At 61.4% G+C, this 23911-nt stretch carries 26 protein-coding genes; 25 read left to right on the forward strand and 1 reads right to left on the reverse strand.

From position 1 onward, the window contains the following. The first annotated feature begins 330 nt into the window (after window positions 1-330). From ACI1V7_RS24950 to ACI1V7_RS25020, 15 genes are all read left to right on the forward strand, one after another. Window positions 331-1098, forward strand: coding sequence for a PhoH family protein (locus ACI1V7_RS24950; protein ID WP_404534744.1), 768 nt, complete (start codon window positions 331-333; stop codon window positions 1096-1098). A 119-nt stretch (window positions 1099-1217) separates the two neighbouring features. Continuing rightward, window positions 1218-1943, forward strand: coding sequence for a hypothetical protein (locus ACI1V7_RS24955; protein WP_404534745.1), 726 nt, complete (start codon window positions 1218-1220; stop codon window positions 1941-1943). A 75-nt stretch (window positions 1944-2018) separates the two neighbouring features. Continuing rightward, on the forward strand, window positions 2019-2474 hold the full coding sequence (locus ACI1V7_RS24960) for an LSm family protein (protein ID WP_404534746.1): 456 nt from the start codon (window positions 2019-2021) through the stop codon (window positions 2472-2474). Beyond that, window positions 2474-3940, forward strand: coding sequence for a DnaB-like helicase C-terminal domain-containing protein (locus ACI1V7_RS24965; RefSeq protein ID WP_404534747.1), 1467 nt, complete (start codon window positions 2474-2476; stop codon window positions 3938-3940). Before ACI1V7_RS24960 ends, ACI1V7_RS24965 begins: the two co-directional genes overlap by 1 nt. A 97-nt stretch (window positions 3941-4037) precedes the next feature. Beyond that, a complete protein-coding gene (locus ACI1V7_RS24970) occupies window positions 4038-5144 on the forward strand; it encodes a DNA primase (protein WP_404534748.1) in 1107 nt (368 codons plus the stop codon). Window positions 5145-5239: 95 nt separating this feature from the next. Beyond that, entirely contained in the window at window positions 5240-5689 is a 450-nt protein-coding gene (locus ACI1V7_RS24975) for a WGR domain-containing protein (RefSeq protein WP_404534749.1), read from the forward strand. Then, window positions 5689-5895, forward strand: a complete 207-nt coding sequence (locus tag ACI1V7_RS24980; RefSeq protein WP_404534750.1) for a hypothetical protein — start codon at window positions 5689-5691, stop codon at window positions 5893-5895. The genes ACI1V7_RS24975 and ACI1V7_RS24980 overlap by 1 nt, the downstream gene beginning before the upstream one ends. 14 nt (window positions 5896-5909) lie before the next feature. Further along, entirely contained in the window at window positions 5910-6590 is a 681-nt protein-coding gene (locus tag ACI1V7_RS24985) for a hypothetical protein (protein ID WP_404534751.1), read from the forward strand. Between the two features lie 15 nt (window positions 6591-6605). Further along, window positions 6606-8009, forward strand: a complete 1404-nt coding sequence (locus ACI1V7_RS24990) for an ATP-dependent DNA ligase (RefSeq protein WP_404534752.1) — start codon at window positions 6606-6608, stop codon at window positions 8007-8009. Next, on the forward strand, window positions 8006-8368 hold the full coding sequence (locus ACI1V7_RS24995) for a hypothetical protein (protein ID WP_404534753.1): 363 nt from the start codon (window positions 8006-8008) through the stop codon (window positions 8366-8368). The genes ACI1V7_RS24990 and ACI1V7_RS24995 overlap by 4 nt, the downstream gene beginning before the upstream one ends. Continuing rightward, on the forward strand, window positions 8365-8691 hold the full coding sequence (locus ACI1V7_RS25000; RefSeq protein WP_404534754.1) for a hypothetical protein: 327 nt from the start codon (window positions 8365-8367) through the stop codon (window positions 8689-8691). Before ACI1V7_RS24995 ends, ACI1V7_RS25000 begins: the two co-directional genes overlap by 4 nt. Next, entirely contained in the window at window positions 8684-8881 is a 198-nt protein-coding gene (locus ACI1V7_RS25005) for a hypothetical protein (protein ID WP_404534755.1), read from the forward strand. Before ACI1V7_RS25000 ends, ACI1V7_RS25005 begins: the two co-directional genes overlap by 8 nt. A 53-nt stretch (window positions 8882-8934) precedes the next feature. Next, window positions 8935-9597: a hypothetical protein gene (locus tag ACI1V7_RS25010; RefSeq protein ID WP_404534757.1), complete on the forward strand. Its 663-nt coding sequence runs from the start codon at window positions 8935-8937 to the stop codon at window positions 9595-9597. A 105-nt stretch (window positions 9598-9702) separates the two neighbouring features. Next, window positions 9703-9966, forward strand: coding sequence for a hypothetical protein (locus tag ACI1V7_RS25015; RefSeq protein WP_404534758.1), 264 nt, complete (start codon window positions 9703-9705; stop codon window positions 9964-9966). After that, window positions 9963-11027 (forward strand): site-specific integrase, encoded by a 1065-nt coding sequence (locus ACI1V7_RS25020; RefSeq protein ID WP_404534759.1) that lies wholly within the window; start codon window positions 9963-9965, stop codon window positions 11025-11027. The genes ACI1V7_RS25015 and ACI1V7_RS25020 overlap by 4 nt, the downstream gene beginning before the upstream one ends. A gap of 86 nt (window positions 11028-11113) precedes the next feature. On the opposite strand, the gene ACI1V7_RS25025 is transcribed toward ACI1V7_RS25020, so the two are convergent. Continuing rightward, the gene (locus tag ACI1V7_RS25025; RefSeq protein ID WP_404534761.1) at window positions 11114-11557 is read right to left on the reverse strand and encodes a hypothetical protein; all 444 of its coding nucleotides are present in this window, start codon (window positions 11555-11557) and stop codon (window positions 11114-11116) included. 304 nt (window positions 11558-11861) lie between these two features. On the opposite strand from ACI1V7_RS25025, the gene ACI1V7_RS25030 reads away from it, so the two are divergent. The 10 genes from ACI1V7_RS25030 (at window position 11862) to ACI1V7_RS25075 (ending at window position 23904) form a co-directional block, all read left to right on the forward strand. Then, window positions 11862-12053 (forward strand): hypothetical protein, encoded by a 192-nt coding sequence (locus tag ACI1V7_RS25030; protein WP_404534762.1) that lies wholly within the window; start codon window positions 11862-11864, stop codon window positions 12051-12053. Window positions 12054-12356: 303 nt separating this feature from the next. Continuing rightward, window positions 12357-14270: a cobaltochelatase CobT-related protein gene (locus tag ACI1V7_RS25035; protein WP_404534763.1), complete on the forward strand. Its 1914-nt coding sequence runs from the start codon at window positions 12357-12359 to the stop codon at window positions 14268-14270. A 132-nt stretch (window positions 14271-14402) separates the two neighbouring features. Then, a complete protein-coding gene (locus tag ACI1V7_RS25040) occupies window positions 14403-15596 on the forward strand; it encodes an AAA family ATPase (RefSeq protein WP_404534764.1) in 1194 nt (397 codons plus the stop codon). Between the two features lie 24 nt (window positions 15597-15620). Next, entirely contained in the window at window positions 15621-16376 is a 756-nt protein-coding gene (locus ACI1V7_RS25045) for a sigma-70 family RNA polymerase sigma factor (RefSeq protein WP_404534766.1), read from the forward strand. Beyond that, on the forward strand, window positions 16373-17032 hold the full coding sequence (locus ACI1V7_RS25050; protein ID WP_404534767.1) for a hypothetical protein: 660 nt from the start codon (window positions 16373-16375) through the stop codon (window positions 17030-17032). Before ACI1V7_RS25045 ends, ACI1V7_RS25050 begins: the two co-directional genes overlap by 4 nt. Before the next feature lie 37 nt (window positions 17033-17069). After that, the gene (dnaE, locus tag ACI1V7_RS25055; RefSeq protein WP_404534769.1) at window positions 17070-20525 is read left to right on the forward strand and encodes a DNA polymerase III subunit alpha; all 3456 of its coding nucleotides are present in this window, start codon (window positions 17070-17072) and stop codon (window positions 20523-20525) included. Further along, a complete protein-coding gene (locus ACI1V7_RS25060) occupies window positions 20522-20728 on the forward strand; it encodes a hypothetical protein (protein WP_404534770.1) in 207 nt (68 codons plus the stop codon). The genes dnaE and ACI1V7_RS25060 overlap by 4 nt, the downstream gene beginning before the upstream one ends. An 84-nt stretch (window positions 20729-20812) precedes the next feature. Next, window positions 20813-21982, forward strand: a complete 1170-nt coding sequence (locus ACI1V7_RS25065; RefSeq protein WP_404534771.1) for a hypothetical protein — start codon at window positions 20813-20815, stop codon at window positions 21980-21982. 57 nt (window positions 21983-22039) lie between these two features. Continuing rightward, window positions 22040-22936, forward strand: a complete 897-nt coding sequence (locus ACI1V7_RS25070; protein WP_404534772.1) for a hypothetical protein — start codon at window positions 22040-22042, stop codon at window positions 22934-22936. Between the two features lie 62 nt (window positions 22937-22998). After that, a complete protein-coding gene (locus ACI1V7_RS25075; RefSeq protein WP_404534773.1) occupies window positions 22999-23904 on the forward strand; it encodes a 5'-3' exonuclease H3TH domain-containing protein in 906 nt (301 codons plus the stop codon). Window positions 23905-23911: the final 7 nt, after the last annotated feature.

A 23911-nucleotide genomic window follows, 5' to 3' on the forward strand; every position in this document is an offset into this window, starting at 1 on the left:
CATACTCGCCCTTGTCGGGATTTGACTTTTCCACACAGTATTTTAGCGTGCCTTTCCTTGGCATACTTATATCCAGGACGTGATAGTCGACCGCCTTATTGACGTCGTCCTGGCTGAAGTTGGCCTTCGGCTCTTTCTTGCTCGGTTTGTCTGCGGGCATATGGAAATAGAATCGCAAGTTGCGAGAATGGCATGATACACGCAAGCGAAACGGGGCGGTTGCATCCTGAAGAAAACGCAGCGCAAATACCCCAGTTTCTTACTGGTAGATAAGTCACCAGTGATGTATCATCGATGGCTGGTTCACCACTCACCAGCAAGGAAGCGGATATGCCCAAGCACCAGTCATCCAACCGCAGCGCGCAGCGCAATGCCAAACGCAGCGGTGCACAGCACGACCAACACTTCCTCGAGGCCATGCCTCCGTCGCGCCCGATCAAGGCGCCGCCGTTCGAACCCAAGACTGACAAGCAGCGCAAATATGCCGCCTCGATGCGCGCGGGCGGTGTCACGTTCGGTCTCGGACCAGCTGGCACCGGCAAAACCTACGTTGCCGGCACGCTTGCAGCTGAAGCGCTCATGGGGCACACCGTCGAGAAGATTATCCTTACCCGGCCGGCCGTGGAGGCAGGCGGCGAGAACCTGGGTTTCCTGCCTGGCGAGAAGGAAGAAAAGTTCGACCCGTACTTCGACCCGTTCCGCGATGTGCTCGAGGAGCGCCTGGGTGCCTCGTTCGTGGCGTACCTGATCAAGGAGGGCCGGATCAAGTGCGAGCCATTTGCGTATATGCGCGGCAAGACCTTCAAGAACGCCTTCGTGATCCTGGACGAAGCCCAGAACGCAACCACCGAGCAGCTCAAGCTGTTCCTGACCCGCGTCGGAGAAGGTGCCACCGTGGTCATCGATGGCGATGAAACCCAGGCAGACATCCGCGACTCCGGACTGATCGATGCGGCGAACCGCCTGCTGCATATCCCGAGCGTGAAGGTGATCATGTTCCAGAAGACCGACATCGTCCGAAGCGGCTTCGTGCAGGAGGTAGTGGAGGCGTTTGAAGCGCCGGCGCCGTCCCGCGTCAATCCGATCCTGCAGCGCTAACCCGCGGCACCGGCCCCTTGTCCTTGCGACTTGGGGCTGAATAGACTTGGGGCCGCCAGTCCCGTTCTATAAGTTTTTAAGTATTATTACAAAACATTATTTAAGGTTTTAAAGATTATATGGAAACCGAGGACATCCCCAATGCGATTGAAGCCACGCACGGCGCCTTCTTCGGTAGCGGTCTGGACTTCTTCACCTGCGAGGCGCTTGCCATTGCGAAGATCGACCGCAAGAGCTTGGCGCTTGAGCCGGCGCTGTACGAGCGGAAGTGGTTCGACTACCGCCGACTGCATCCGACGATGGCCACCTACCTTCTCGCGCATCATTTCAATATCGCGTACGGGCGCATGATGAGCGAGGCATTCGATCACAAGAAGCGTTTCATGGCTGCCTTCAAGGGAAAAGACGTGATGGCCGCGCGGGAGGTGAAGTCCTTCTGGAAGCTGCGGCAGAAGATCGACGATGCCGGCATCCGATACGACTTCTTCTGCCGCAAGGCGATGGAGTGGTGCATGATCAACGGCTGGCGCCAGCCACCCCGCCCCTCGCACGTCAATACTAACGACGAGATGACTATCTGGATCCTCAACCAGTGGGACGAGGAGCGGCGCGCAAAAATCCAGTGGGCGCAAGACAAGCACTTTGCGGCGTCCAACTGGTGTGGTGCGCCCGACCAGGCTGCGTACGAGCAGTACCTGCTGGAACAGATCATGTCCAAACCATTGCCGCATTACGCCCTTCATGCTGCGCTTTATGTTTACGACGCGCTGCGAATAGAAACGGCGATCGCGAAGTTGCCGGCGGCCGCGGTCGATGCAGCCATTCAGTTCGAACGCGACAGATAAGTCACTACTGAACTATAATGTGCGGGTCAGCGCAACACGATGATGCGCATCCACCCCAATACCAGGAGAAACAACATGACTTTCGCACAAGACAGCACCGACGCAATCCGCCGCGACCAGCTCGAGGCGGCCCGCAGCATGCCCGACGATACCGAAGCCCCGCGCCGCACTACCCTGCGCCTCGCGCCTGGCGCTTCGCGTCCTACCGTCGGCGGCCGCGGTAGCGGCGGTGTCATCGAGAAGAAGAAAAACGTGCTCAAGGGGCACGAGGCCTTCCTGAAGGCGCTGGAAATGAACGGCGCTCGCATCGAAGTCGAGAAGTGCGACGGCACCATGTATCGCGGCATCCTCAAGCACACCGACAAATACTCGATCACGCTGAACGTCACCGAGCGCGGCACCGTGGACGAGCCGGAGCTGTTCGACCCGATCTCCGCGCGTGACCGAGTCATCTTCAAGCACGACATCAGCGAGTTCTCGGCGCTGACGCATCGCCCGAACGCACCGGTGGCAACCGAAGGAAACATGTAATGACCGACGCAGTCGCAGAAGCCGCAGAAGAAGCGGTCGTGGCGATGGTGGGCGCTGCAATGAGCGGCGCCGGCTACGCCCCGCCCCCATCGCCGCACGCAGCGCCCGAGGTGCTGTTCGGCGACGAGAAGTTCGAATTCGACGCGGAATTCCAGACCAAGGTGGCCACGCACGCAATGCGCAACCTGGACTTCCTGCGCAAGATTGCCCACCTGCTCAAGCCGGACTACTTCGAAAATGCCGGCGAGGCGGCGATGGTCAACATCGCACTACGCTACTACCGGCAGTACGGCTCCGTGCCGACCGTCCTGGCCGCGCGTGAGTTCTTCGCCGACGACATTCGTGCGAAGGTGATCCGCAGCGACATCAAGCCGGCGGCGATGGATGCGTTCAAGGCCTGCTTCCAGCCGGCCGCGGACCTGTCCGACGGCCAGTACATTGCCGAGCGCGTTGCGGAGTTCGCGCGCCACCAGGCTATTTCGGCCACGATCCTGCAGTCGGTCGACCTGCTGGAGAAGAAGCAGTTCGACAAGATCGCCAAGAACGTCAAGGCAGCGTGCGACGTGGGCATCAACACCGACGGCGAGGAGTACGACTACTACGAGCGCATCGCAGAGCGTACCGCGGAGCGTGCTGACCGCCTGGCGGGAAAGCTGCCGCCGACCGGGATCACGACAGGCCACCGCATGATCGACGACCTGCTCTACCACAAGGGCTGGGGCCGAAAGGAGCTGTCCGTCATCCTCGGTGGCGCGAAGGCCGGTAAGACCACGTTCCTGATCAACGCTGCGAAGGCGGCGTCGCTGGCCGGCTTCAACGTCCTGTACGTCACCTGCGAAGTGGCCAGCCGCATCATCGCCGAGCGTCTTGACGCCTCGATGACGGACACCGAGATCAAGAATCTCATGGCCAAGATGAAGGAGGTCGAGGGCAAGCTGCGGGCGACCATGCCGCGCGCGGGCAAGATCAAGTTCGCCGAATACCCCTCGGGCACCCTGACGCCGTCCATGCTGCGCGCACTGATCGAGTCATACAAGTCGCCGCGCCTGAATCCGGACGGCACCGTGCGAGAGCCGGTCCAGTTCGACATGATCGTCGTCGACTACGCCGACATCATGGCGCCGGACTTCCGGACCCAGGACGCAATCGAAAACAGCAAGGGTATCTACCTGGCGCTGCGTGCGATCGCGATGGACGAGAACGTCGCAATGCTGTCCGCGACGCAGACGAACCGGGAAGGCATGAAGTCGACCGTGGCCACCGCCACGCACGTCGCGGACGACATCAACAAGGTCCGGACGGTCGACATCATGATCTCGATCAACATCACGGACGAGGAGCGTGCGAACGGCGAGGCGCGCCTGTATTTTGCAGCGTCGCGTAACCAGGCGGGCGGGTTCACCATCTTCATCAAGCAGGAGCTGGAGAAGATGAAGTTCATCGCAAGCATCATCAGGGTGGAATAGACATGAAGGTTCTGCGTACGGTGGGGGTGTGGCTGCGTCGTCTGCTCATGGACGACGAACCGCACATCAAGGGCGACGTGAAATACGGGGGCTGCCAATGAGCCACCGCGCCGCGCATTCTCGTGATGAGGAGCTGCAGGAAGCGATCGACGCCATTGACATCGAGTCGTGGCTCGACGCCGAGGGCGTGCGCTACCGCCACACACGCGGCGCGCGCGGCGCGCAGCTGAACGTGAAGGAGTGCCCCTGCTGTGGCAACTCAAGCTACAAGGTCTACCTCAACGCGGAGACAGGCCTGGGAAACTGCTTTCACGGCGACTGCGAGACGAAGTTCAACAAGTGGAAGTTCATCAGCTCCCACTTGGGCCTGGCCGCGCGGGACGTGATCGAGCACATCAAGTCCTATGCCCGGGAACAGGGATGGCGGCCGCCGCGCAAGCGTGCGATCGCCGTGAGCAACCGCGGCGAGCTGGTTTTGCCCGAGTCGATCCCGATGCCGCATGGTGGCCGCAACCTGAAATACCTGGACAACCGGAACATCAATGGCGACATCGCCGCGTATTTTGAGCTGCGCTACTCGCATCGTGGCCACTTCGACTACGTGAACGAGGAAGGCCACCCGATGCGCCAAGACTACTCCAGCCGGATCATCATTCCGATCTACGACCTGGAGGGCGAGCTGGTCTCGTTCCAGGGCCGAGACATCACTGGCGACGCGGACAAGAAGTACCTGTTCCCGCCTGGCTTCTCGTCGACCGGCAGCCACCTGTACAACTGCTACAACGCCATCGGCGTCGAGCATGTCGTTGTCGGGGAAGGAGTGTTTGACGTGGCCGGCATCAAGGTCGCATTCGACCAGGAGGTGACGCTGCGTGACATCGTGCCGATCGGCTCGTTCGGCAAGCACCTGTCGCACGGCGACGCCGACAGCCAACTGACCAAGCTGACGCTGCTGAAGGAGAAAGGCCTTCGCATCGTCACTTTCATGTGGGACGGCGAGCGCCAGGCGATCCGGGACGCGGTGAAAGCGGCGCAGATGGTGGCCAGCGTGGGCATCAGCGCGCGCGTGGCGCTGCTCCCCAAGGGCAAGGATCCGAATGAAGCATCGCCCGAGGAGGTCCGGAATGCCTTCTGGAAGGCGGCCCCGATCAACAACGCCAGCGCCACGAAGCTGCTACTGGTCGCCGAGCGCGACTACGCTTAGGACGGCTTTGCGGATAAGTCACCGATGAGTAGTTTATCCTGACTCTCATCGGTATTATGAATGCATCGACAGCGCACAGTAGCGCGAGGGAAATAATGACTTACAAGATTGACACGCACTACCTGGAGCACAGCGGCGGGACCAAGTTCTACGAGACTGTGCTGATCCAGGAGGACAACGGGCCAGGCCTTTTGATCAAGCGCTGGGGCGCCATCGCCCTCAAGAACGGCGGCGGGCAGACCAAGTACGAGCGCGGCACCCACAGCGTCGTCGCCGGCGAGGCGAACAAGATCCTGCGCGAGAAGAAGAAAAAGGGCTATGACCACGCGACCAAGAGCGGCGCGCTGCACAGCTGGTCGGGCCGCAGCGATGTCGACGCCGTCATGCTCGGCGCGATGGTCAAGCAGCACTACGGTGCCGACACCGCGGCATACGTAAAGGACTACTTCGGGCTGAACGCCGCTGGCGCCGTCGTCAACGAGGAGCCGAAGCCGCGCGAACCCGAGAAGCCGATCGAGCGTGGCGAAACGTGGGGGAGCTGGTGATGCCAGTTAAGGAGATCAGAAACGCCGCGATCAGGGGATTCGTCGGCCGCCTCACCACCGAAATGCAAGACGCGGTGCGCCAGAACATGCTCTGGAACCTGCGCAACTGCATCGCCTACGAGGCGACGCAGAAGAAAGAAATCGAAGAACTGGAAAAGTACGCCGAACAGGTCGCCGCCAAGGGCAGTGACTGGGGCGCCTGGTAATCAAAGGAGCGAACATGAAGAACAACCCGATCACGCACGACACCCCGTTCCCGCCGGATGCATCCGCCGGCGCGAACAACGCTTACTACCTGCACCACTGCGCGGCGATCGAGCGCGGCCCGGCCTACGCTGCATGTCTCTCACGGCTGCACGACATCGCCGGCGGCCGCAGCAACGAGCGCACGTCCGAATGCGAGAAGACCCTGCGCGAAGGCCGCTGCGTCGCCGCTGGCATGCGCGAGCAGGAGCAGCTGGCTGGCCAGGCTCTGTACTACTTCCCGCGCCTGAACAAGCCTTTCCTGCCCGTGTCGGTGGCGGGCGACTTCGGCGTGCTGATCACGAACCACACCGACCCTGCCCTGATCCCGGCGCAACCGAAGCCGTTCGGCGTGCGCGCCAGTGCTCCCAGCAGGCCTACAGCGCCCGCCAGGACGCTCGACGACCACCTGACGACCGCAACCACCAGCGGCTTCGCGGAAGCGCTCAGCGCGGCCGTAGCGGAGGCCGCAGACACGCCCGCGCCCGCGCCCGCCCAGACGCAGGCCTGGCCAATGATGCCCAAGCCGGCCCCGACGCCAGCGCCGGCGCCCAAGGTCGTCACGGCCGGCCCGCCGCCCAAGCCCGCGCGCCCGCCGATGTTGCCCGGCGAAACCCCTTTGCAATACGCCCGCCGCCTGGCGGCCCAATCTACCTAACCTGAACGAGAGACCATGAACTCCAACGAAATCGCACACCTGATCGAACAGGTTGCGGCCACCCCCGGCAAGAACGACAAGATCGCCCTGCTCAAGGCCCACGCTGGCGATGAAACGCTTAAGCGCGTGCTGGCGGCAGCCTACAATCCCTTGATCAGCTACGGCATCCGCAAGGTGCCCGAACGCAAAGCGAATGACGATCCTGCAGGCTGGGAATTCGACGACGACACCTTCGCGCTGCTGGACAACATGGCCAGCCGCAAGCTGACAGGCGGCGCCATGCTCGAGGCAGTCCAGCAACAGGTGAATGTGCTGTCGTCGCGCAGCGCGGACCTGCTGCGCCGCATCCTGCTGAAGAACATGCGCGCCGGCTTCGACGAAGGCACCGTTGGCAAGGTGTGGCCGGGTTTGCTGCCGGTGTTCCCGTATATGCGCTGCTGCCTGCCGAAGGACGCGAAGCTGGAAGGCTGGAGCTGGGCCGAGGGTCAGATCAGCCAGGAGAAGGCCGATGGCATGTTCATGAACGTGAACCACGAGGCCGGCGGCACCGTGTCGATCTACAGCCGCGCTGGCTCGATGTTCCCGATGGAGAAATTCGAATCGCTGGCGGCTGCGGTGCGCGCGACGCTCGACGAAGATACGCAGAGCCACGGTGAATGCCTGGTGCTGCGCGACGGCGTGGTCTTGCCGCGCGAGATCGGCAACGGCGTGCTGAACAGCGTGCTCAAGGGCGGTGACTTCGAAGCGAACGAGCGCCCGATCTTCCTGGTCTGGGACCAGATTCCCCTGTCCGCAGTGAAGGCGAAGGGCAAGCACGAGACCAAGCAGGTCGACCGCCTGGCCGGCCTGATCCGCCAGCTGCAGCGCAGTGTGGGCGGCGTGGTCCAGCTGGTGCCCACCCGGATCGTTCGCTCGCTGGCCGAAGCGTACCTGCATTACACCGAGCTGCTGGCGAAGGGCAAAGAAGGCACCATCCTCAAGAAGCGCGACGCCATCTGGAAGGACGGCACCAGCAAGGAGCAGGTCAAGCTCAAGCTGGAGTTCGAACTGGACATGGAAGTGCAAGGCGTGGTGCTGGGCCGCGACGACACGAAGAACGCCGGCCGCGCCGGTTCGTTGAAGTGCGCGACGAAGTGCGGGCAGCTGGAAGTGGACGTGGCAATCAAGGGCGAGGCGATGCGCGACGACGTGGACGCGAACCCCGAGAACTGGATCGGCGCCATCATGCCGGTGACGGCGAACATGATCATGCGCCCGTCGGAATCGAACAAGCTGCACTCGCTGTTCCTGCCGCGCTTCACGCAAAGCACCCCGCGCACCGACAAGACCGTGGCCGACACCCTGGCGCGCGCCTTCGCGATCGAAGAAGCGGCGAAGCTGGGCCAGCAGATCGCTGACGACTGGAAGGAAGCAGCATGAGCGACTACCGCTTCGAAGTGACCATCAAGGACGCCACCCGCGCGGAGGCAGGTCTGACCCACGACAAGATCGAGGATCTGGTCCACGAAATCGACGCCCACATCTGGGGCGGCCAGTTCGGCGAGGGCAAGAAGGAATGCGGCGCGCTGGTCGAGATCGAGAAGATGCAGCTGGTCGGCGTGAAGGAAGGCCGCGAGGTCGACCTCGGCGACATTCCGCTGTCGCCCGAAATGAAGATGCGCGAGATCGCGCGCCAGTACGGCGACCCCGACAACGAAGACAACCTGGAGGCCAGCACGGCGCTCTACTGCATGCAAGAACTGATCACCTGGATGAAAGCACAAGGAAAGCTGAAATGAGGCACCAATTCACTATCACTATCGACACGGCAGACCTGCTCGTCGCTGAGCGCGTACGTGACCGCGCGGCCGGCGCTATCGAAGACTTCGTGGAAAGCGCCCGGCCCGGCTTCAACATCGACTGCGGCGTGCTCTCCGCGGTCGGCGCCGACAAGGACCAGGCACCGATTGCGGCAGCACGCACCAAGCGCGAAGAAGAAGGCGAGATCGAGTTCGACGACAACCCCAAGGTTGCGCACGGCGACGGCGGCGCCTATGTGCAGGCATGGGTTTGGGTCAACAACAACGAGATCGCCGATTCGGAAGGAGGCCACAGTGACTGACGCTCAAATGCAAGCGCTGCGCGCGACGATGCCCTGGACCGAGCGGGCCTACTCCAACGGTCGGCACACGATCATCCAGGTGATCGACAACCAGGGGCGCGAAGTGCCGCTGCTGACGCTGGTGCCGTTCATGACCGGGATCAGTCACAAGCTGGCCACGAAGGAGAAAACTGCCGAGACGCCGGGGTGAAGGTCCTGTAAACCGCAATTACATTCTGCTATGCTTGGGCGCTGGAGGAAACCATGCCATCGCTCAAGCACTTCATCGCCGGCACTGCCGGCGTTTCTCATTTATCGCAATCCCCACTCTGGGACCAGGACGTGGAAACCATCACGCCGGCCCAGCTCGTCGCGTTCGTCGCGAAGCTCAAAATGGTCAACCGCGGCGACGAAGCGGAATCGGCCATCGATATCGCCATCAAGCAGGTAGCGGAGGTCGTCAAGCGCGGCGAAATCCCAAGCCCGCCCATGCTCGGCTACAGCCGGCCGAACTTCATCGTCATGACGCAGACCGAATTGCGGCGCGGTCTTGCCTTCATGCGCCCCGAGCAGGCCTACGCCATCATGTTCGCGCTGGAAACCGGGCTTTCGTCGCAAGAGGTGGCGCGCCTCAAACACATCGATCTGCACGACCTTCGTCGAGAGCGCCGACTTTCCGAGATCGCGAATGCCTGTCTCGAGCGCATGCCCCGCCACATCATTTCGCCGTATGTGTTCTGGCGCGCGACCCGGCACAACGGCCGCACTGTTACCGCATCCACGCCGATCATGGATCTGGACGAGGCGGTGTTCGATGCCTTCGGCCTCGTGTGGGGAGAATTGGAACAAGGCTATGCGAATTTGATCTACGCAATGGACGAAGACGAAGTGGACGGCCCTCTTTTCGACCTCATGTTTGGCCGTTGACGCGAGTGTGTTACGATTCTGAAAGGACATGTTTATAAGTCCTTGATTATCCACAAGAGACAGCGGATTGCAAAGCCGTTGACGCGAGTTTAGACCGGAGAGGACATGAAGATAGACGTTGAAGGCCTGCAGGGCATGCTCGACATTTACCGCAGCGCCACCGATTTGAAGATTCCGGTCCATGCTTCACTCAAGGGCCACTTCATCAAAAATCGCCAGCAGCTGCTCGACGGCTTCGCCAAGATGGCCAGCGCCCAGAATATGATGCTCGGCTGCCTGGTGCCGCAAACCGACGACGAGAAGGCGCAGCTGATCGAGGCGAAGCGGATCGTCGAGGAGTTCGGCGACTGGGCCAAGGGGATTCAATGAAGTCCGAGCGCGACCTTGCATCACTCGTCGCGCGCCTCGAAGCGATGCTGGGCGCGCAGCCGGCGCCGATCGCACCCACCAGCGAGCACAAGACGATGGGCGGCCTGATCAATGCCTACCTGCAAGCGGTGGCCGTCTCCAAGTCGGACAAGCTGCTGCTGAACACCCTCTATGGAAGGATCGGGAAGGTCGAGACGCCCGTCCTCGGCTACGAATGGATCGAGGAGTGGATTCAGGAGATGAAGGTGGTCGGGAACCTCAACCCATCGACCATCCGTCATTATGTCGGCGCGGTCGGGCGCTGTCTCGACTGGGCCTGCAGAAAGCGCATTTTGTCGACCTCGCAAAACCCGGTCAGACAGCTGCCAAAAAGCTATGCTCAATACACCGAGAGGGACGCCCAGGTGGCGCTCGCGCAGAACCCCGAGTTCACTGTGCAAGAGGATGATGAGCGGGATCGCCGGCTCGAGCACGGTGAGGAAGACCGGATACGCTGGATCCTCGATAGGAACAAGCCCGAAGGGCGCCAGCGGCCCATGCTGCTGACGTATCAGGCTGCCCTTGAACTGCTGTTCGACCTGGCGCTGGAAACGGCCATGCGCATGCGCGAGATATACACGCTGTCACTGGACCAGGTGGACTTCGATCGACGCACGATTTTCCTGGACCGAACGAAGAACGGTGACAAGCGACAGGTTCCCATGTCGAGTGTCGCAGTGGAGCGGATCAACAAGTACCTGGCGCACGTGGCGGCGGGTGAACGGGGAATGGAGAACTATGCGTTCCCGGGTGGCCGGCTGCTGCCGTGGTGGGATGGAAAGGCCAGCTCTCTGACCAGGACGACAGCAATGCTGAGCCGTCAGTTCGGAAGGATTTTCGACGCTGCAGGCTGTCCGGACCTGCGCTTTCACGACCTGCGACATGAGGCAACAAGCCGGTTCTTCGAACGCACCAGCATGCAAGACTTCGAAGTCATGAAGATCACTGGTCATAGCTCGACCAGGATGCTCCGACGTTATAGCAATATCCGAGGAAGCACCCTCGCGGACAAGCTCTGGTAGCCGTAAAACCGCATTACCTTAAAAACTTATCGCCGCCAAAAAGGCGCTATTTCTAGCGCCTGTCTTGGCGTCGTGTCTGGGCATGATCAGTCGGGTTGTCGTCCAAAATGGGAGACCACGTCAATCAAGGCGCGACGGTCTGCCGCCGTCCGAATCTGCGGATCTGGAACGTTCGACTGGCGCACTGTTTCGATGATCTCGATCTCATTTTGTGTCAACAGCGGCGCCTTGAAGATGTAGTCCTTCAGTGCTTCCCAGGTGTCAGGCTCGTACTCTTGCATGGCCAGCTGAAACAGGTAGGTCGGGTCCACTTCAAGTGCTTTCGCCATCGGGCCAACTTTGGCCATCGGGAGCTTGGTCTTGCCCTGCTTGATCATCGTGATGATGTTCGGCTTGTTGAAGCCTGCTTCCCGGGCAATGTCCAGCTGTTGCTTGCCGCAAAGGTTCACCTGCTGAGTGATGTACTCGGCAACGGTGATATTAGGCTTGCTCGGCTTTTTGGCGAAACCCTTGTCGGCTACTGCGTTCATTGTATGCTCCTTAACAGAATGTTGTATTTCCGTGACGCACTATAGTCACTGCTGAATTAATTTACTCAACTATTATAGCCCTCCAGATAGCAAATAATTACTAAGCTGGCAGCCCCAAGTATGCTTAAGTCTTTGATTTCCTGAAGAATTTCTCGATTAAATTTATTTTTTTGTAACAACAGAACTCACTTTTGATTGTCTAAGAAATAACCATAAAGTAAGTCCCGACTGAACTATAATCCCGTACAATGATTGCGTACCGGACACACATAATGCTGGGTCCTAAATATGGGAGAACCTGGAAGTGAGCAACGCCGTAGATGTAGATAAACAACGTGTTATCAGCCTCGAGGACTTCGCGGACCTGCTGGAAGAAAGCAAGGTCGAGAGCGTCCTGGACTTGGGCGGGACGATCCTGCACCGTGTCATCCACCCAGTCATGGGCGCCTTGGTCCTGATCAACACGACCGGGCTGAACGCCTTAGTAACGCTGTAGTACCGAATCACCCAAGCGCCCGTCAGGCGAGAGCGCAGGAGAGATACCAAACCTGCTTGCCCGTCCTGACGGGCGTTTTTATACTTGAATCTATCAGTCACTAATGACTTCATACGGGAGCTAAAAAAAATGGCATCAAACGACCGAATCTTCATTATGCGGGAGGCTATCACAAAACTCACGCAAATGTTGGCTGGACGCGGCATTCAAGTGACGCAGCGTGGTATTTCAGCATACGTGAAGGCGGACAAGACGGGGCGCCCGTATCACGTCAACCTGCCGTATATCCCGGATAACGCGAATATGGAATTGCTCGACGCGATCCAGGGCTTCCTCGATCACGAAGTTGCGCACATCCTGTTCACCGAATTCCCGCTCATGGGCCAAGCGCAGAAGTTCGGCGCCGGTGGGATGCTGAACCTGATCGAAGACAGCCGGATCGAGCGCGCGATGGCCGAACGGTTCCAGGGTTCGGCGGAAAACATGGCCCGCATGGGCAAGTTCTTCCTTGATAAATACACCACGCCGCACATGAAGGCAGCGCTGGAGAGCGGCAACGACGAGGAGCTGACCGCCGTGCTGACCGTGCCGCTGGTGCGCATGATGGCGGGGCAGCAGGTGTTCGCTGAATATATGCGCGACAAGATGCACCACGTCCAGGAGCTGTACGACAAGATCAAAGACCTGCAGCCGAAGATCGCGGCCGCTGCGTCGACGAAGGACTGCCTGAACCTGGCCAAGACCATCGTCAAGCGTCTGCGCGACGGTGAGCCAGCGCCATCGGACGAAGAAGAAGGCAGCAGCCCGATGCCGATCCCGATGCCCACGCCGAAGGGCGGCAGCAAGGCCCCGAAGGGCAAGGACGAAGGCGAAGAAGCGGGCGGGGCGACCGGTTCCCCGACCGCCAGCGACGACTCGGACGACGACGAGGGCGAGAAGAAAGAAAAGGCTGCCAGCGCCGGCGGCAAGAAGGACGAGCGCGACGAAGAAACTGACGAGGAAGAAGCGCCCGCGGCCGGTGACGAAGAGGGCGACGAAGAAGCGGCGCCGGCACCAGCGGCCGACGACGAAGGTTCGGACGAAGAAGTCGACCCGGAAGAAGACCCCAGCGGCGACCTGTCGGCCGGCGCCGGCGGCGACGAGGGTGATGAAGGCGGCGAGGCGGGCGGTGGCCCGATGGAAGCACCGAACGCGGACGACGAAGTCGACATCGCGAAATCGTCCTCGCTGTCGTGGGAAGCAATCGACCGTGAAACCGCGAAGGACTACGATGACGTGGCCTCGGGCCTGATCACCGACACGACCGCGAAGGCCGCCCTGGCGTCGGACTACCTCGTCTACACGACGGACGACGACATCATCGAACCGCTCAAGGTCGGCAGCGGCTACACCGACTCGATGCTGACCGGGCTGCAGGACAAGGTCGACCACATGATCGGGCCACTGCAGAAAGACCTGGAGCGCGCCATCAGCGCCAAGAGCCTGTCGCACTGGAACCCTGGCCACCGTAGCGGGCGCCTGAACGCTGCAGCGCTGTCGCGCCTGGCCACGCAAGATACCCGCGTGTTCCGCCGCAAGGTCGAGTCCGAGACGAAGGACGTGGCGGTCGAACTGCTGGTCGACTTCTCCGGTTCGATGGACGGCGAGAAGATTCACACGGCCACCCAGGCAGCGTACGCGCTGTCGGCGACACTCGACCGCATCGGTATCCCCAACGAGGTCATGGCGTTCACCACCGGGGCGGCAATGGGCGGCGGCGACCTGAACAAGATTCGCGAGGAGGAGGCAAAGATCGGGCGCCAGTACAGCCGCTACGAGCAGCTGTATATGCCGGTCCTCAAGAGCTTCGCCGAGCGTATGGGTACGGAGACGAAGAAGCGCTTTGGCTGGCTGCCGTACACCAGCAGCATGCGCAACAACGTGGACGGTGAATGCGTCGAGATCGCCGGTCGCCGGCTGATGGCCCGTCGCGAGAAGGGCAAGATCCTCATCGTTCTGTCCGACGGCGCGCCGCACGCATACGGCTATACGAACACGCTGCAGCCACACTTGAAAAAAGTGGTGGAGAACCTGTCGCGCACCGGGATGAAGGTGATCGGCATCGGCATTCAGTCCTCCGAGGTGAAGAAGTTCTACCCCAAGAATTTTGTCATCAACAAGGTCGACGAGCTGCCGGCGGTCGTGATGAAGGAGCTGCGCCAGCTGATCGCCGGCTGACCTCTTCGGATTACCGCTCGGATAAGTCACAAGTGACTTGATAATCCGGGCGGTAATCGGTATCATGCTTTCTGTTGCAGCACTAAATCGAATTTTACTAATCGGGCGAGTAGCCCACCGTGGAGAACCACTATGACCGAAAAAATCACCTGCAAAATCTGTGGCGCGCAAGAGCACGTCATCAAGACTCACCTGGCCAAAGACCACCCCGAATGGACGGTCGAGCGCTACCAGACCGAATACCCGGAAGCCCCGGTGATCTCCCCGTTCGCACAGGAACTGCTGGACAAGAAGCGTCGCGAGCGTGAAGCTGCAGCCGGCGCGGCGCCGGCGGCCACCACGATGGAAATGGCTGGCACCGCCGCCGCTTCCGTTACGACCCTGATCCCGAAAGGCCACCCAACGAAGCGTCCGCTGCACGAGACTTTCGAACTCGGCCGCGTGAAAGCCGCCCTGAGCGCCAAAGGCGATCCGATCCCCATCAGCGTGCTGTCGGCGCATGACCAGCAGGACATGGTGCCGGCGATTTCGGACAACTACGTCTACGACATCGACGAGCTGAAAAACGTGATCCTGGCTCTCGAGCTGAACATTCCGTGCCTGGTCTGGGGCCACAAGGGCGCGGGCAAATCGGAACTGCTGGAGCAGGTGGCTGCGCGCACGAACCGCCCGATGATCCGTGTTCAGCACACGGTCAACACCGAAGAGAGCCACATCGTCGGACAGTGGACGGTCAAGGGCGGTCAGACCGAATTCGAACTCGGCCCGCTGCCGCTGGCGATGATGAATGGCTGGGTCTTCTGCGCCGACGAATACGATTTCGGCATGCCGTCGGTCCTCGCGGTGTATCAGGCCGTCTTGGAAGGTAAGTCACTGGTGATTAAAGAAGCGCCCGCAGACAAGCGCATCATCAAGCCGGCACCTGGCTTCCGCTTCGTGGCCACCGGCAACACGAACGGTTCTGGCGACGAGTCGGGCCTGTACCAGGGAACCATGATTCAGAACTCGGCCAACTACGACCGCTTCGGCATGGTGATCAACAAGAAGTACATGGAGAAAAAGGCAGAGAGCCAGATCCTCCAGAACCACTGCAAGCTGGTGGCCGACGACGCCGACAAGATGGTCGAGTTCGCCACGCTGGTGCGCCAGGCATACGACGGCGCCAAGATGAGCGACACGATCTCGCCCCGTACCCTGATTTACGCGAGCCGCATCGGCGTGATGCGCGGTTCGTTCCGCGTCGGGCTGCAGCTGTCCTTCATCAACAAGCTGGGCAAGATCGACCGCGAAGTGGCTGACGGCCTGGCGCAGCGGATTTTCGGGTAATTGGCAGTAGAGGGGATAGGCATCATGAACGAAACGCTCAGCTTCAAAGAAAACATCGGCCTGGTCCACTTCCACGCCAAGCGTGGGTTTGCGCGGGCACAGCAGGCGGGCGTTCCCCTCTCCTACGACGACATGTTCCAGGAGGCGTCGCTGGCCTTCGTGATGGCCACCCGCGGGTTCGATCCCGAGGCGGGCGTCAAGTTCTCGGCGTACTACACCCGCGCGGCGCACAGCCACTTCAGTAAGGCGATCGGCAAGTTCACCGGTGTGAAGCGCTTGACCGATGAAATGAAGGAGGAGGTTGCCGCTCGCGAAGAGGAGAACGCGCGCCGCCGCGCAGCCGCCCAGAAGGAACTGCCGTCCATTCAATACGGGATCGGGGCACAGTGTTTTGACGACATCGGGCGACCTGGCGGAGAAGGCAGTGGCGACCTGTCATTCGAGGAAACGATCGCCGGCGACTTTCAGTCGCCCGAGGAGATCATCGAAACGAAGCAGCTGATGGACCGGGCGATGGCGAACCTGTCACCGCTGGCAAACCTGATGGTCGATTGGCTGCGCGACCCGCCGCTGGAGCTGGTGAACGAACTGCGCAGCCAGCGTGCCCACGCTGCCGTCGCCGAAGAAGTAGGCGTGCATGCGCGCGCCATGAAGGAAGGACTTTCGCTCGTCACCGTCAAGAAGTTCCTGACGATGCTGGGCGGCGCTACTGAGCGCGAACTGTCGATGGCGGAATGCGAACTGCGCAACGCCGTCAAGTATATCGAGGAAGCAGCATGATCGAACAAAAAGCCCCTGGCTGCTTTGGCGCCGCAAGCGTCTACAGCCAGGATTCATCGGTGTGCAAGGGCTGCGTGGCCTACGACCAGTGCAACAGCGCCTCGTTGGCCACCCTGGAGTCGATCCGCGCGACGGTCGACGTGCGCGACCTGCTCAAGCGCCACGCTGTCGCCCGGGCGAAGGCGGCGCCGGCACCGGCCCAGACCAAGGCAGTCGAGAAATCGCCGATCAAGGTGTCGCAGCCGAAGGTGTCAAACAAGCCCCTGACTCGCACCACGGCCCAGGAGCGTGTGACGTTCGCCCTGACGGTGGAGATGACCAGCACGATCGAGCGCATCGCTGCCCAGAACAAAAAGGCGGCTGACCAGGCGACGACGCTGTGCAAGATGGGTCGCATGAACGACATGCGCGCCATGCTCCCGAAGCGTATGAACCCGTTTGCAGAGGGCGGGCCAGCATACCTGCGCGTGGTCTGCAATCACTTGATAAATGGCGGTTTCACGCGTGCGTCCCTGCGCGTGGCGATGGCCCAGGAGTTGGGCTGGAGCGAGGAGACCGCCGCATCGCACATTTCGATGGCGATTGCGGTGCTGGGAGCGTTCAGGATCGTTGGTAAGGACGGCGACAACATCGTTCTGCATCCTGGTTTGGGTTGAGAGAATTTACGTCACGCATCACGAGAAAGAGGCAGCAATGAACATCAACCACGCTCTGTCTGTACGCAGCGATTTCTCCATCGGACAGTCGCTGCTGCAGGCAGACCATATCATCGACGAGGCCAAGAAGCATGGCTACGAATCCGTCGCCCTGGTGGACGACATGTCGATCCACAACATGGTCGACTTTTCCAACAAGTGCAAGAAGGCTGGCATCAAGCCGATCATCGGCTGCCGCCTGCGCGTGGTCGACGATCCTACCTACCGCAAGCCGAGCAAGGCATCCGGCGAGGTGGAGAAGCCGAACCCACTCGTCATGCTCAAGGTGTACGCCGTCGACGAGACCGGCATCCAGAGCCTGCTCAAGCTGCTGACGAAGGCTAACAGCGCGGAATACTTCTACTACCACAGCCGTTGCGGCTGGCAGGACGTGCTCGCGATGGAGGGCATCATCGTCACGACCGGCGACTTCTACGGCGCCTTCTCGCACCCGATGCGCGACGACATCTTGGCCAACCTGGCTGCCAAGTTCGGCAACCGCTTCTTTGTGGAACTTACGCCGATCGACACGCCGCTGTTCGACCGCATGAACGCGCTGGCCCTGCAGGCGCTGATGGGAAGCCCGGCGCTGCAGCCGCTCGTCACCTATCCCTTCATGTACCGCGACGACGCGGACGCCGACACCCTGGAGGTGCTCAACGTCATCACGACGCAGAACAAGATGTCCACCCCTTGGCGCCCGAAACAGGCGGTCAAGGAGTTCGGCTTCAAGGCCCCACTCGATATCGGCAAGCGCATGCTCGCCGCCCACAAGCGCGCCGCCCAGTGGAGCGGCGTCAGCCAACCTGGTCTGTGGAAGCAGGGCCTGGTCAACATCGAGAAGGTCGCGGGCCTGTGCACCTACGAGTTCAAGAAGCACCCGGTCTCGCTGCCGCAGATGGCGCCCAACGAGTTCGAAGCGCTGGGCCAGAAGTGTATCGCCGGCTGGAAGAAGCGGTTCGGCCAGGAGGTGCTGGGCCACCGTCCCAGCGCCGCAGACATGCCCACGTACCAGACTCGCCTGAAGTACGAGCTGTCCGTCTTGAAGAAGATGGGCTTCGCCGGCTATTTCCTCCTGGTAGAGGACCTGGTCATGTGGGCCAAGAATAACGGGATCATCGTTGGCCCTGGTCGCGGCTCCGTGGGCGGCTCGCTGGTTGCGTATCTGATCGGCATCACCGACGTGGATCCGATCCGCTTCAACCTGCTGTTCGAACGCTTCATCAACCCCGAACGTCTTGACCTGCCCGACGCCGACCTGGACTTCATGTCCACGCGCCGCCACGAGGTCATCGAGTACCTGACGGCCAAGTATGGCGCCGACCGCGTCGCCGGCATTTCGAACTTCTCGACCCTCGCGTCGGCGTCTGCCCTGCGCGACACCGGGCGCGTGTACGAGCTGGATAACCTGGCCCTCTCGGTGACGAAGCTGGTCCCAAAGGAGCACGGCCAGTCGATGACCCTGACTGCCTCCGCCGACGCGGTGGCCGACATCGAGAAGTTCCGCGACGAGCACCCCGGCATCTGGGGCCACGCCCTCAAGCTGGAAGGGGTCATGCGCAACTTCGGCCAGCACGCCGCGGGCACAGTCGTCGCCGGCGAGCCGCTGGTGAACCGCGCCGTCATCGAGACCAGGAGCGACGGCATTCCGGTCACGAATTGGGACAAGCGTGTGGTCGAGGACTGGGGCCTGGTCAAGATGGACATTCTGGGCCTGTCCACGCTCGACGTGCTGGAGATCGCCCGTAAGTACATCAAGGACCGTCACGGCAAGGACATCAGCTACGTGAACCTGCCGCTCGAGGAGCCGGACGTGATGGCTGCATTCGCGCGCGGCGATACGACGGGCGTGTTTCAGTTCGAATCGCCCGGAATGAAGAAGCTGCTGAAGGACTTGGCCAAGGGCGGCCCGCTCACGTTCGAAGACATTTCGGCCGCGACCGCGTTGTATCGCCCGGGTCCGATGGATTCGGGCATGCTCGAGGACTTCGTGGCCATCAAGCAGGGTCGCAAGTCGCCGTATTACGAGCATCCGAACATGGAAGCGGCGCTGGCCACCACCGGGGGCGTCGTCGTGTACCAGGAGCAGGTCATGCAGCTGTCCGTCGACCTGGCCGGCTTCACCGGCGCCGAAGCGGACAACCTGCGGAAAGCTATGGGTAAGAAAGACGCCGACAAGATGGCGGAAATGCGCGACAAGTGGGTCAAGGGCTGCGAGGACAAGTCAGGAATGGACCCTATGACGGCGGGCCAGCTTTTCGACAAGATCGAATCGTTCGCCGGCTATGGCTTCAACAAGTCGCACTCGGTCGAGTATTCCGTGATCTCGGTGTGGACAATGTGGGTGCGCGTGCGCTACCCGGCCGAATACTTCGCCGCCTGCCTGTCGATCGTCGGCGACGAGAAGCTGACGGGCCTGGTCAACGATGCGCGCAGTTGCGGCATCGAGGTGCTGCCGCCGGACATCAACATGTCCACCGACCGCTTCACGATCCCGGACGACAAGCACCTGCTGGCCCCGTTCAGCAAGGTCATGGGCATTTCGGAGAACACGGCGCGCCGCATCGCCGAATTGCGCGAGCAGAACCGCGGCTGGATCAAGGTGCGCGACAAGAAAAAGCGCGACGGCACCCTGGAGCCGGTCTACGGCCCGGACGACAGCGCGCCGGTCAAGGGCCGCTTCGACACCATCGAGGAGTTCTTGCAGACCGCTGCGCAGCCGGGATCGAAGGTCAATGCGCGCGTGGTCGAGAACCTGCGCCTGGTCGGCGCCCTCGCCTCGATCGAACCTGGCGCCAAGCCTGCCCGCGACCTGTCGCGCCGCAAGGACCAGACCGAACTGATGCCGGGCCTGATCATCGATGCCGTCAAGGCTGATCGCACCACGGACGTGACGGAACCCTTCGTGAAGGCGAAGATCATTCACATCGTCCAGGACTACCGCGGCTGCAACGCCTGTGACCTGGCCGGCCAGCCGCATCCGGCGATCCGGATGAAGTCGAACGTCAAGTTCATGGTCGTGTCCGACTGCCCGAACTGGCAAGAGGAGAAGGCCAACAAGCTGATGGAAGGCGACACCGCTGACTGTGTGAAGACTGCGATCAAGGAAGCGGGCATCGCACCGGGCGACGGGTATTTCACGACGCTGGTGAAGGCCAAAAAGAACGATAAGTTCTTGACCAACCAGCAGATGAATGGCTGCGCGCAGTACCTGTCCCGCGAGCTGGACGTGCTGAAACCCCCGATCATCGTGGCGCTGGGCGCAGCGTCGATCAAGCGTTTCCTCCCTGGTCACAAGGGCGGCACCACCGAGCTGATCGGCAAGGCGATCTACGACGCCAAGCTGGACGCGACCATCGTGTGCGGACTGAACCCGCAGCAGATTTACCACGACCCGGCGAAGCAGCTCGTCCTCAACGACGTGTTCGCCAAGGTAGCGGAGATTCTGTCGTGACCAATGACGACCTGAACCGATGCGCCGCGCAGGTGGCGGACATCTTTCAATCCTACGGCCGCTTCAACTGGTGGGTCGACAGGCTGCACAACATGCAGTTCATCGAGGACCAGAAGGACGGCGGAACGATGCATCAGGCGTTCTACCTGCACGCCATCAGCATCGCCGATAAGACCGGTTTTCACTTCGACGGTCTGACCTAAATTGCCGTGCGCGGGAGGGTTCCCTCTCCTGCGTGCGATCTGTACCATCAACCTGTACTACCACTCTCAACTGGAGAAATGAGCATGGCAACCGCACAAAAAGAAATTCCGATCGGCGATGACGAGCTTGACGATCTGATGGCCCAGCTGGAGGCCGAAACCGCTGACGTGGTCGACGCGCCTGCAGCCTCACCGGCGCCGGCTGCGGCTGCCGACGATGACCTGGACGCCCTGGCAGCGGAACTGAACGGCGATCCGGACACGAAGGCGGACGACACCCCGTTCGAACCGGTCGCAGCCACCGACAAGGATGCGGAAATGGAAGCCGAGCTGGCCCGTATCGCCGCCGAGTTGGAGCAGAAGAAGCCGACCGCTGCTGCTGCGCCGGTCGAAAGCAACCCTGACGACGAGCTGGCCGCTCTGGCTGCGGAGCTGGAAGCAACCCCGGCCCAGGATGCGAAACCGGTGACGCCGCCGGCCACGCCCGCCGCCAAACCGACCGCCCTGGAGCTGGCCAAAGCTGCTCGCGCCAAGGTCGTGAGCGAGGAAGTGCAGCTCGCCCCGGCATCGAAGCCGATGCCCACCACTGCGGCGACCAAGCCCACCCCGGAACCTGAACCCGAGCCGATCGTCCACCTGGAGGGCGAAGAAGCCCTGGCGGCCGTCGCTGCATCGCTGGAGCGGGAAGGCGCGACCCTGCGCGTGGCTCCGACCCCGACGCCCACTCCGACGCCGGCGGCCGCGGCTGCAGCGCCGAAGAAGGAGCTGAACCACTACATCGACATGGCCGAGTTCCGCGACGACATCAAGGTCTCGATCAACACCCTGGACGACGCGATGATGCAGCAGGCAGGCCTGCGCGCCTACCACGGCGAACAAGCCGCTCATGCCGAAGCGCAGCACTCGCGTCTCAAGCTGCGCCACGAGGTCGTCGAGGCCCGCCTGTACGACAAGCACCGCAAGGCCCTGGCCCTGACCGGCGAGAAGGTGACCGAGAAGATGGTCGAAAACGCCGTCAAGCAGGATCCGGAATACGTGTCGTCCAAGAACCGCGTGATCGAGGCCGAGACCATCGCTGCCGTGCGTCGCTCCTGCACCGACGCGCTGCGTGACCGCAAGGACATGCTGGTGCAGCTGGGCGCCGACCGCCGTGAAGAAGGCAAGGGCCAACTGCGCATTCTCGCCGCCGAGGGCAACCACCAGGACAAGCGCGCGGCGGCCGCCCAAGTCGTCGGTGGGCTTCGCAGCGCCTAAGATCACTTTTGCCTACCTGTGGCCTCAAAAGTAAGTCACAGGTGAGCTATAATGTGAATGCCCGACGACGAAAGTCTGACGGAACTTAACCAACTGAAAAACCTACCCACGAAAGAACTTATGGACAAGAACAAACTGATGGAAATGATGCTGGCGAAGAAACAGTCCCTGAAAAAGACTGAAAAAACCGCCAAGCTGGAAGCCGGCGAGAATCGCGTGGTGATCCTGCCGGGCTGGCGCGCCGAAGACCCGACGTGGTATCACGACTTCGGCCAGCACTTCATCAAGGACGAGGCCGACCAGATCAAGGCCGTGTATCTCTGCACGCACGCCACGTTCGAAAAGGACTGCGCAGTCTGCTCGGCGTTGGCCGCTGCAACCCGCGCTGCAGCCGACGACGCCCTGACCGAAGTCCTGGGCAAGGCGAAAGCGAGCCGCACCGTTCTGGTCAATGCCCTGATGCTCGACTCGAAAGAGCCGAACACGCCGGTCATCCTGGAACTGAAGCGCGGCATCTTCGAACAGATCCTGGACATCGTGATCGAGTACGAAGGCAAGCCGCTGGACCCGGACGCCGCGATCATCCTGAAGCTGTCGCGCGACGGCAAGGGCCTGAACACCAAGTACAGCGCCATGCCGACTGCCAAGACCCTGAAGGTTCCGGCCGCCGTCCTGGGCAAGCTGCACAACCTGGATGACTACGTCAAACAGGAATCGGAAGAACAGGAACGTCGCGCGATCGGCGCCATCAACAGCGTCGCTGGCGTTCTGCCGGCACCGGGAACTGGCGCAGATACACCGCGCACCCGCCCTTCGGCGCTGGCTGCACCGAAGGGTGCCTCGACTGACTTCGAAGACGTGCCTGACTTCGACAACAGCCCGAGTGCATCGGCTGTTACCGATCCGTCGCTGGACTCGGACATCGACGCGCTGCTCGGCGAACTGCCCGAGTAAGTCGCCGGTGACTGAGTGAGGAGCCGGCCTTGTGCCGGCTCTTTTTCCCTTCGGAGAGACAAATGGCACAAAAGATTCTTCTGATCGACGGCAACGCGATCGGCTACGCCGCCCAGCAGGCGACCAAACTGAACGCTGGCGGCATGGAGACCCAGGCTGCTTTCGGCATCACCAAGACGATCCGCGAACTGCGTATCGAGAACCGCTCATTCGTCCCGATGGTCCTGTGGGACGGTCGCGCCGACTGGCGCTTCAAGCTGCACCCCGAATACAAGTCCAACCGTCGCGACACGCCCGAGAAAGTCGCGATGAAGGCGGCATACGCCAAGCAGAAGCCGTTCATCGAGCGCCTCCTGTCCACCCTCGGCGTTCGCCAGATGACCGCATATGACCGCGAGGCAGATGACTTGGCCGGCTACTTCGTGCGCAAGCTGTCCGCCGACCCGGCGAATGAGATCGGCCTGATCACTGGCGACGGCGACTGGATGCAGCTGGTGCGCCGCAACGTGTGGTGGAAAGACCCGCGTAACGACGCGAAGCTGACCACCGCGGCGAACTTCTACAACAAGACCGGCTGCAAGACCCCGTTCGCCTACCTCGAGACGAAGATCCTGGTGGGCGACACCTCCGACTGCATCTCCGGTGTGGGCGGGATCGGTGAAAAGGGGGCGCCAGAGTTCATCGCTGAATTCGGGAGCGTACGCAATTTCTGGCATCGCTGTGACAGCGGTGAGTTCAAGCCCCGACTGAAAAAGCACATCGGGCTGGCATCGCCCGAGGGCCGCGCGATTTACAAGCGCAACTTCCAAATGATGCAGCTGCTCCAGGTCGAGCCGCCGCCCAAGTCGCAAACGAAGGTCGACGGCGGCAAGTTCGACAAGGAAGCATTCGCCAAAGTGTGCGAGGAACTGGCCTTCGGCTCGATCTTGCGCAACCTGGACGAATTTACCAAACCTTTCGCAAATTAAGGACACC

Origin of the sequence: Massilia paldalensis (assembly GCF_044901715.1) — a bacterium.
GTDB lineage: Bacteria > Pseudomonadota > Gammaproteobacteria > Burkholderiales > Burkholderiaceae_D > Telluria > Telluria paldalensis.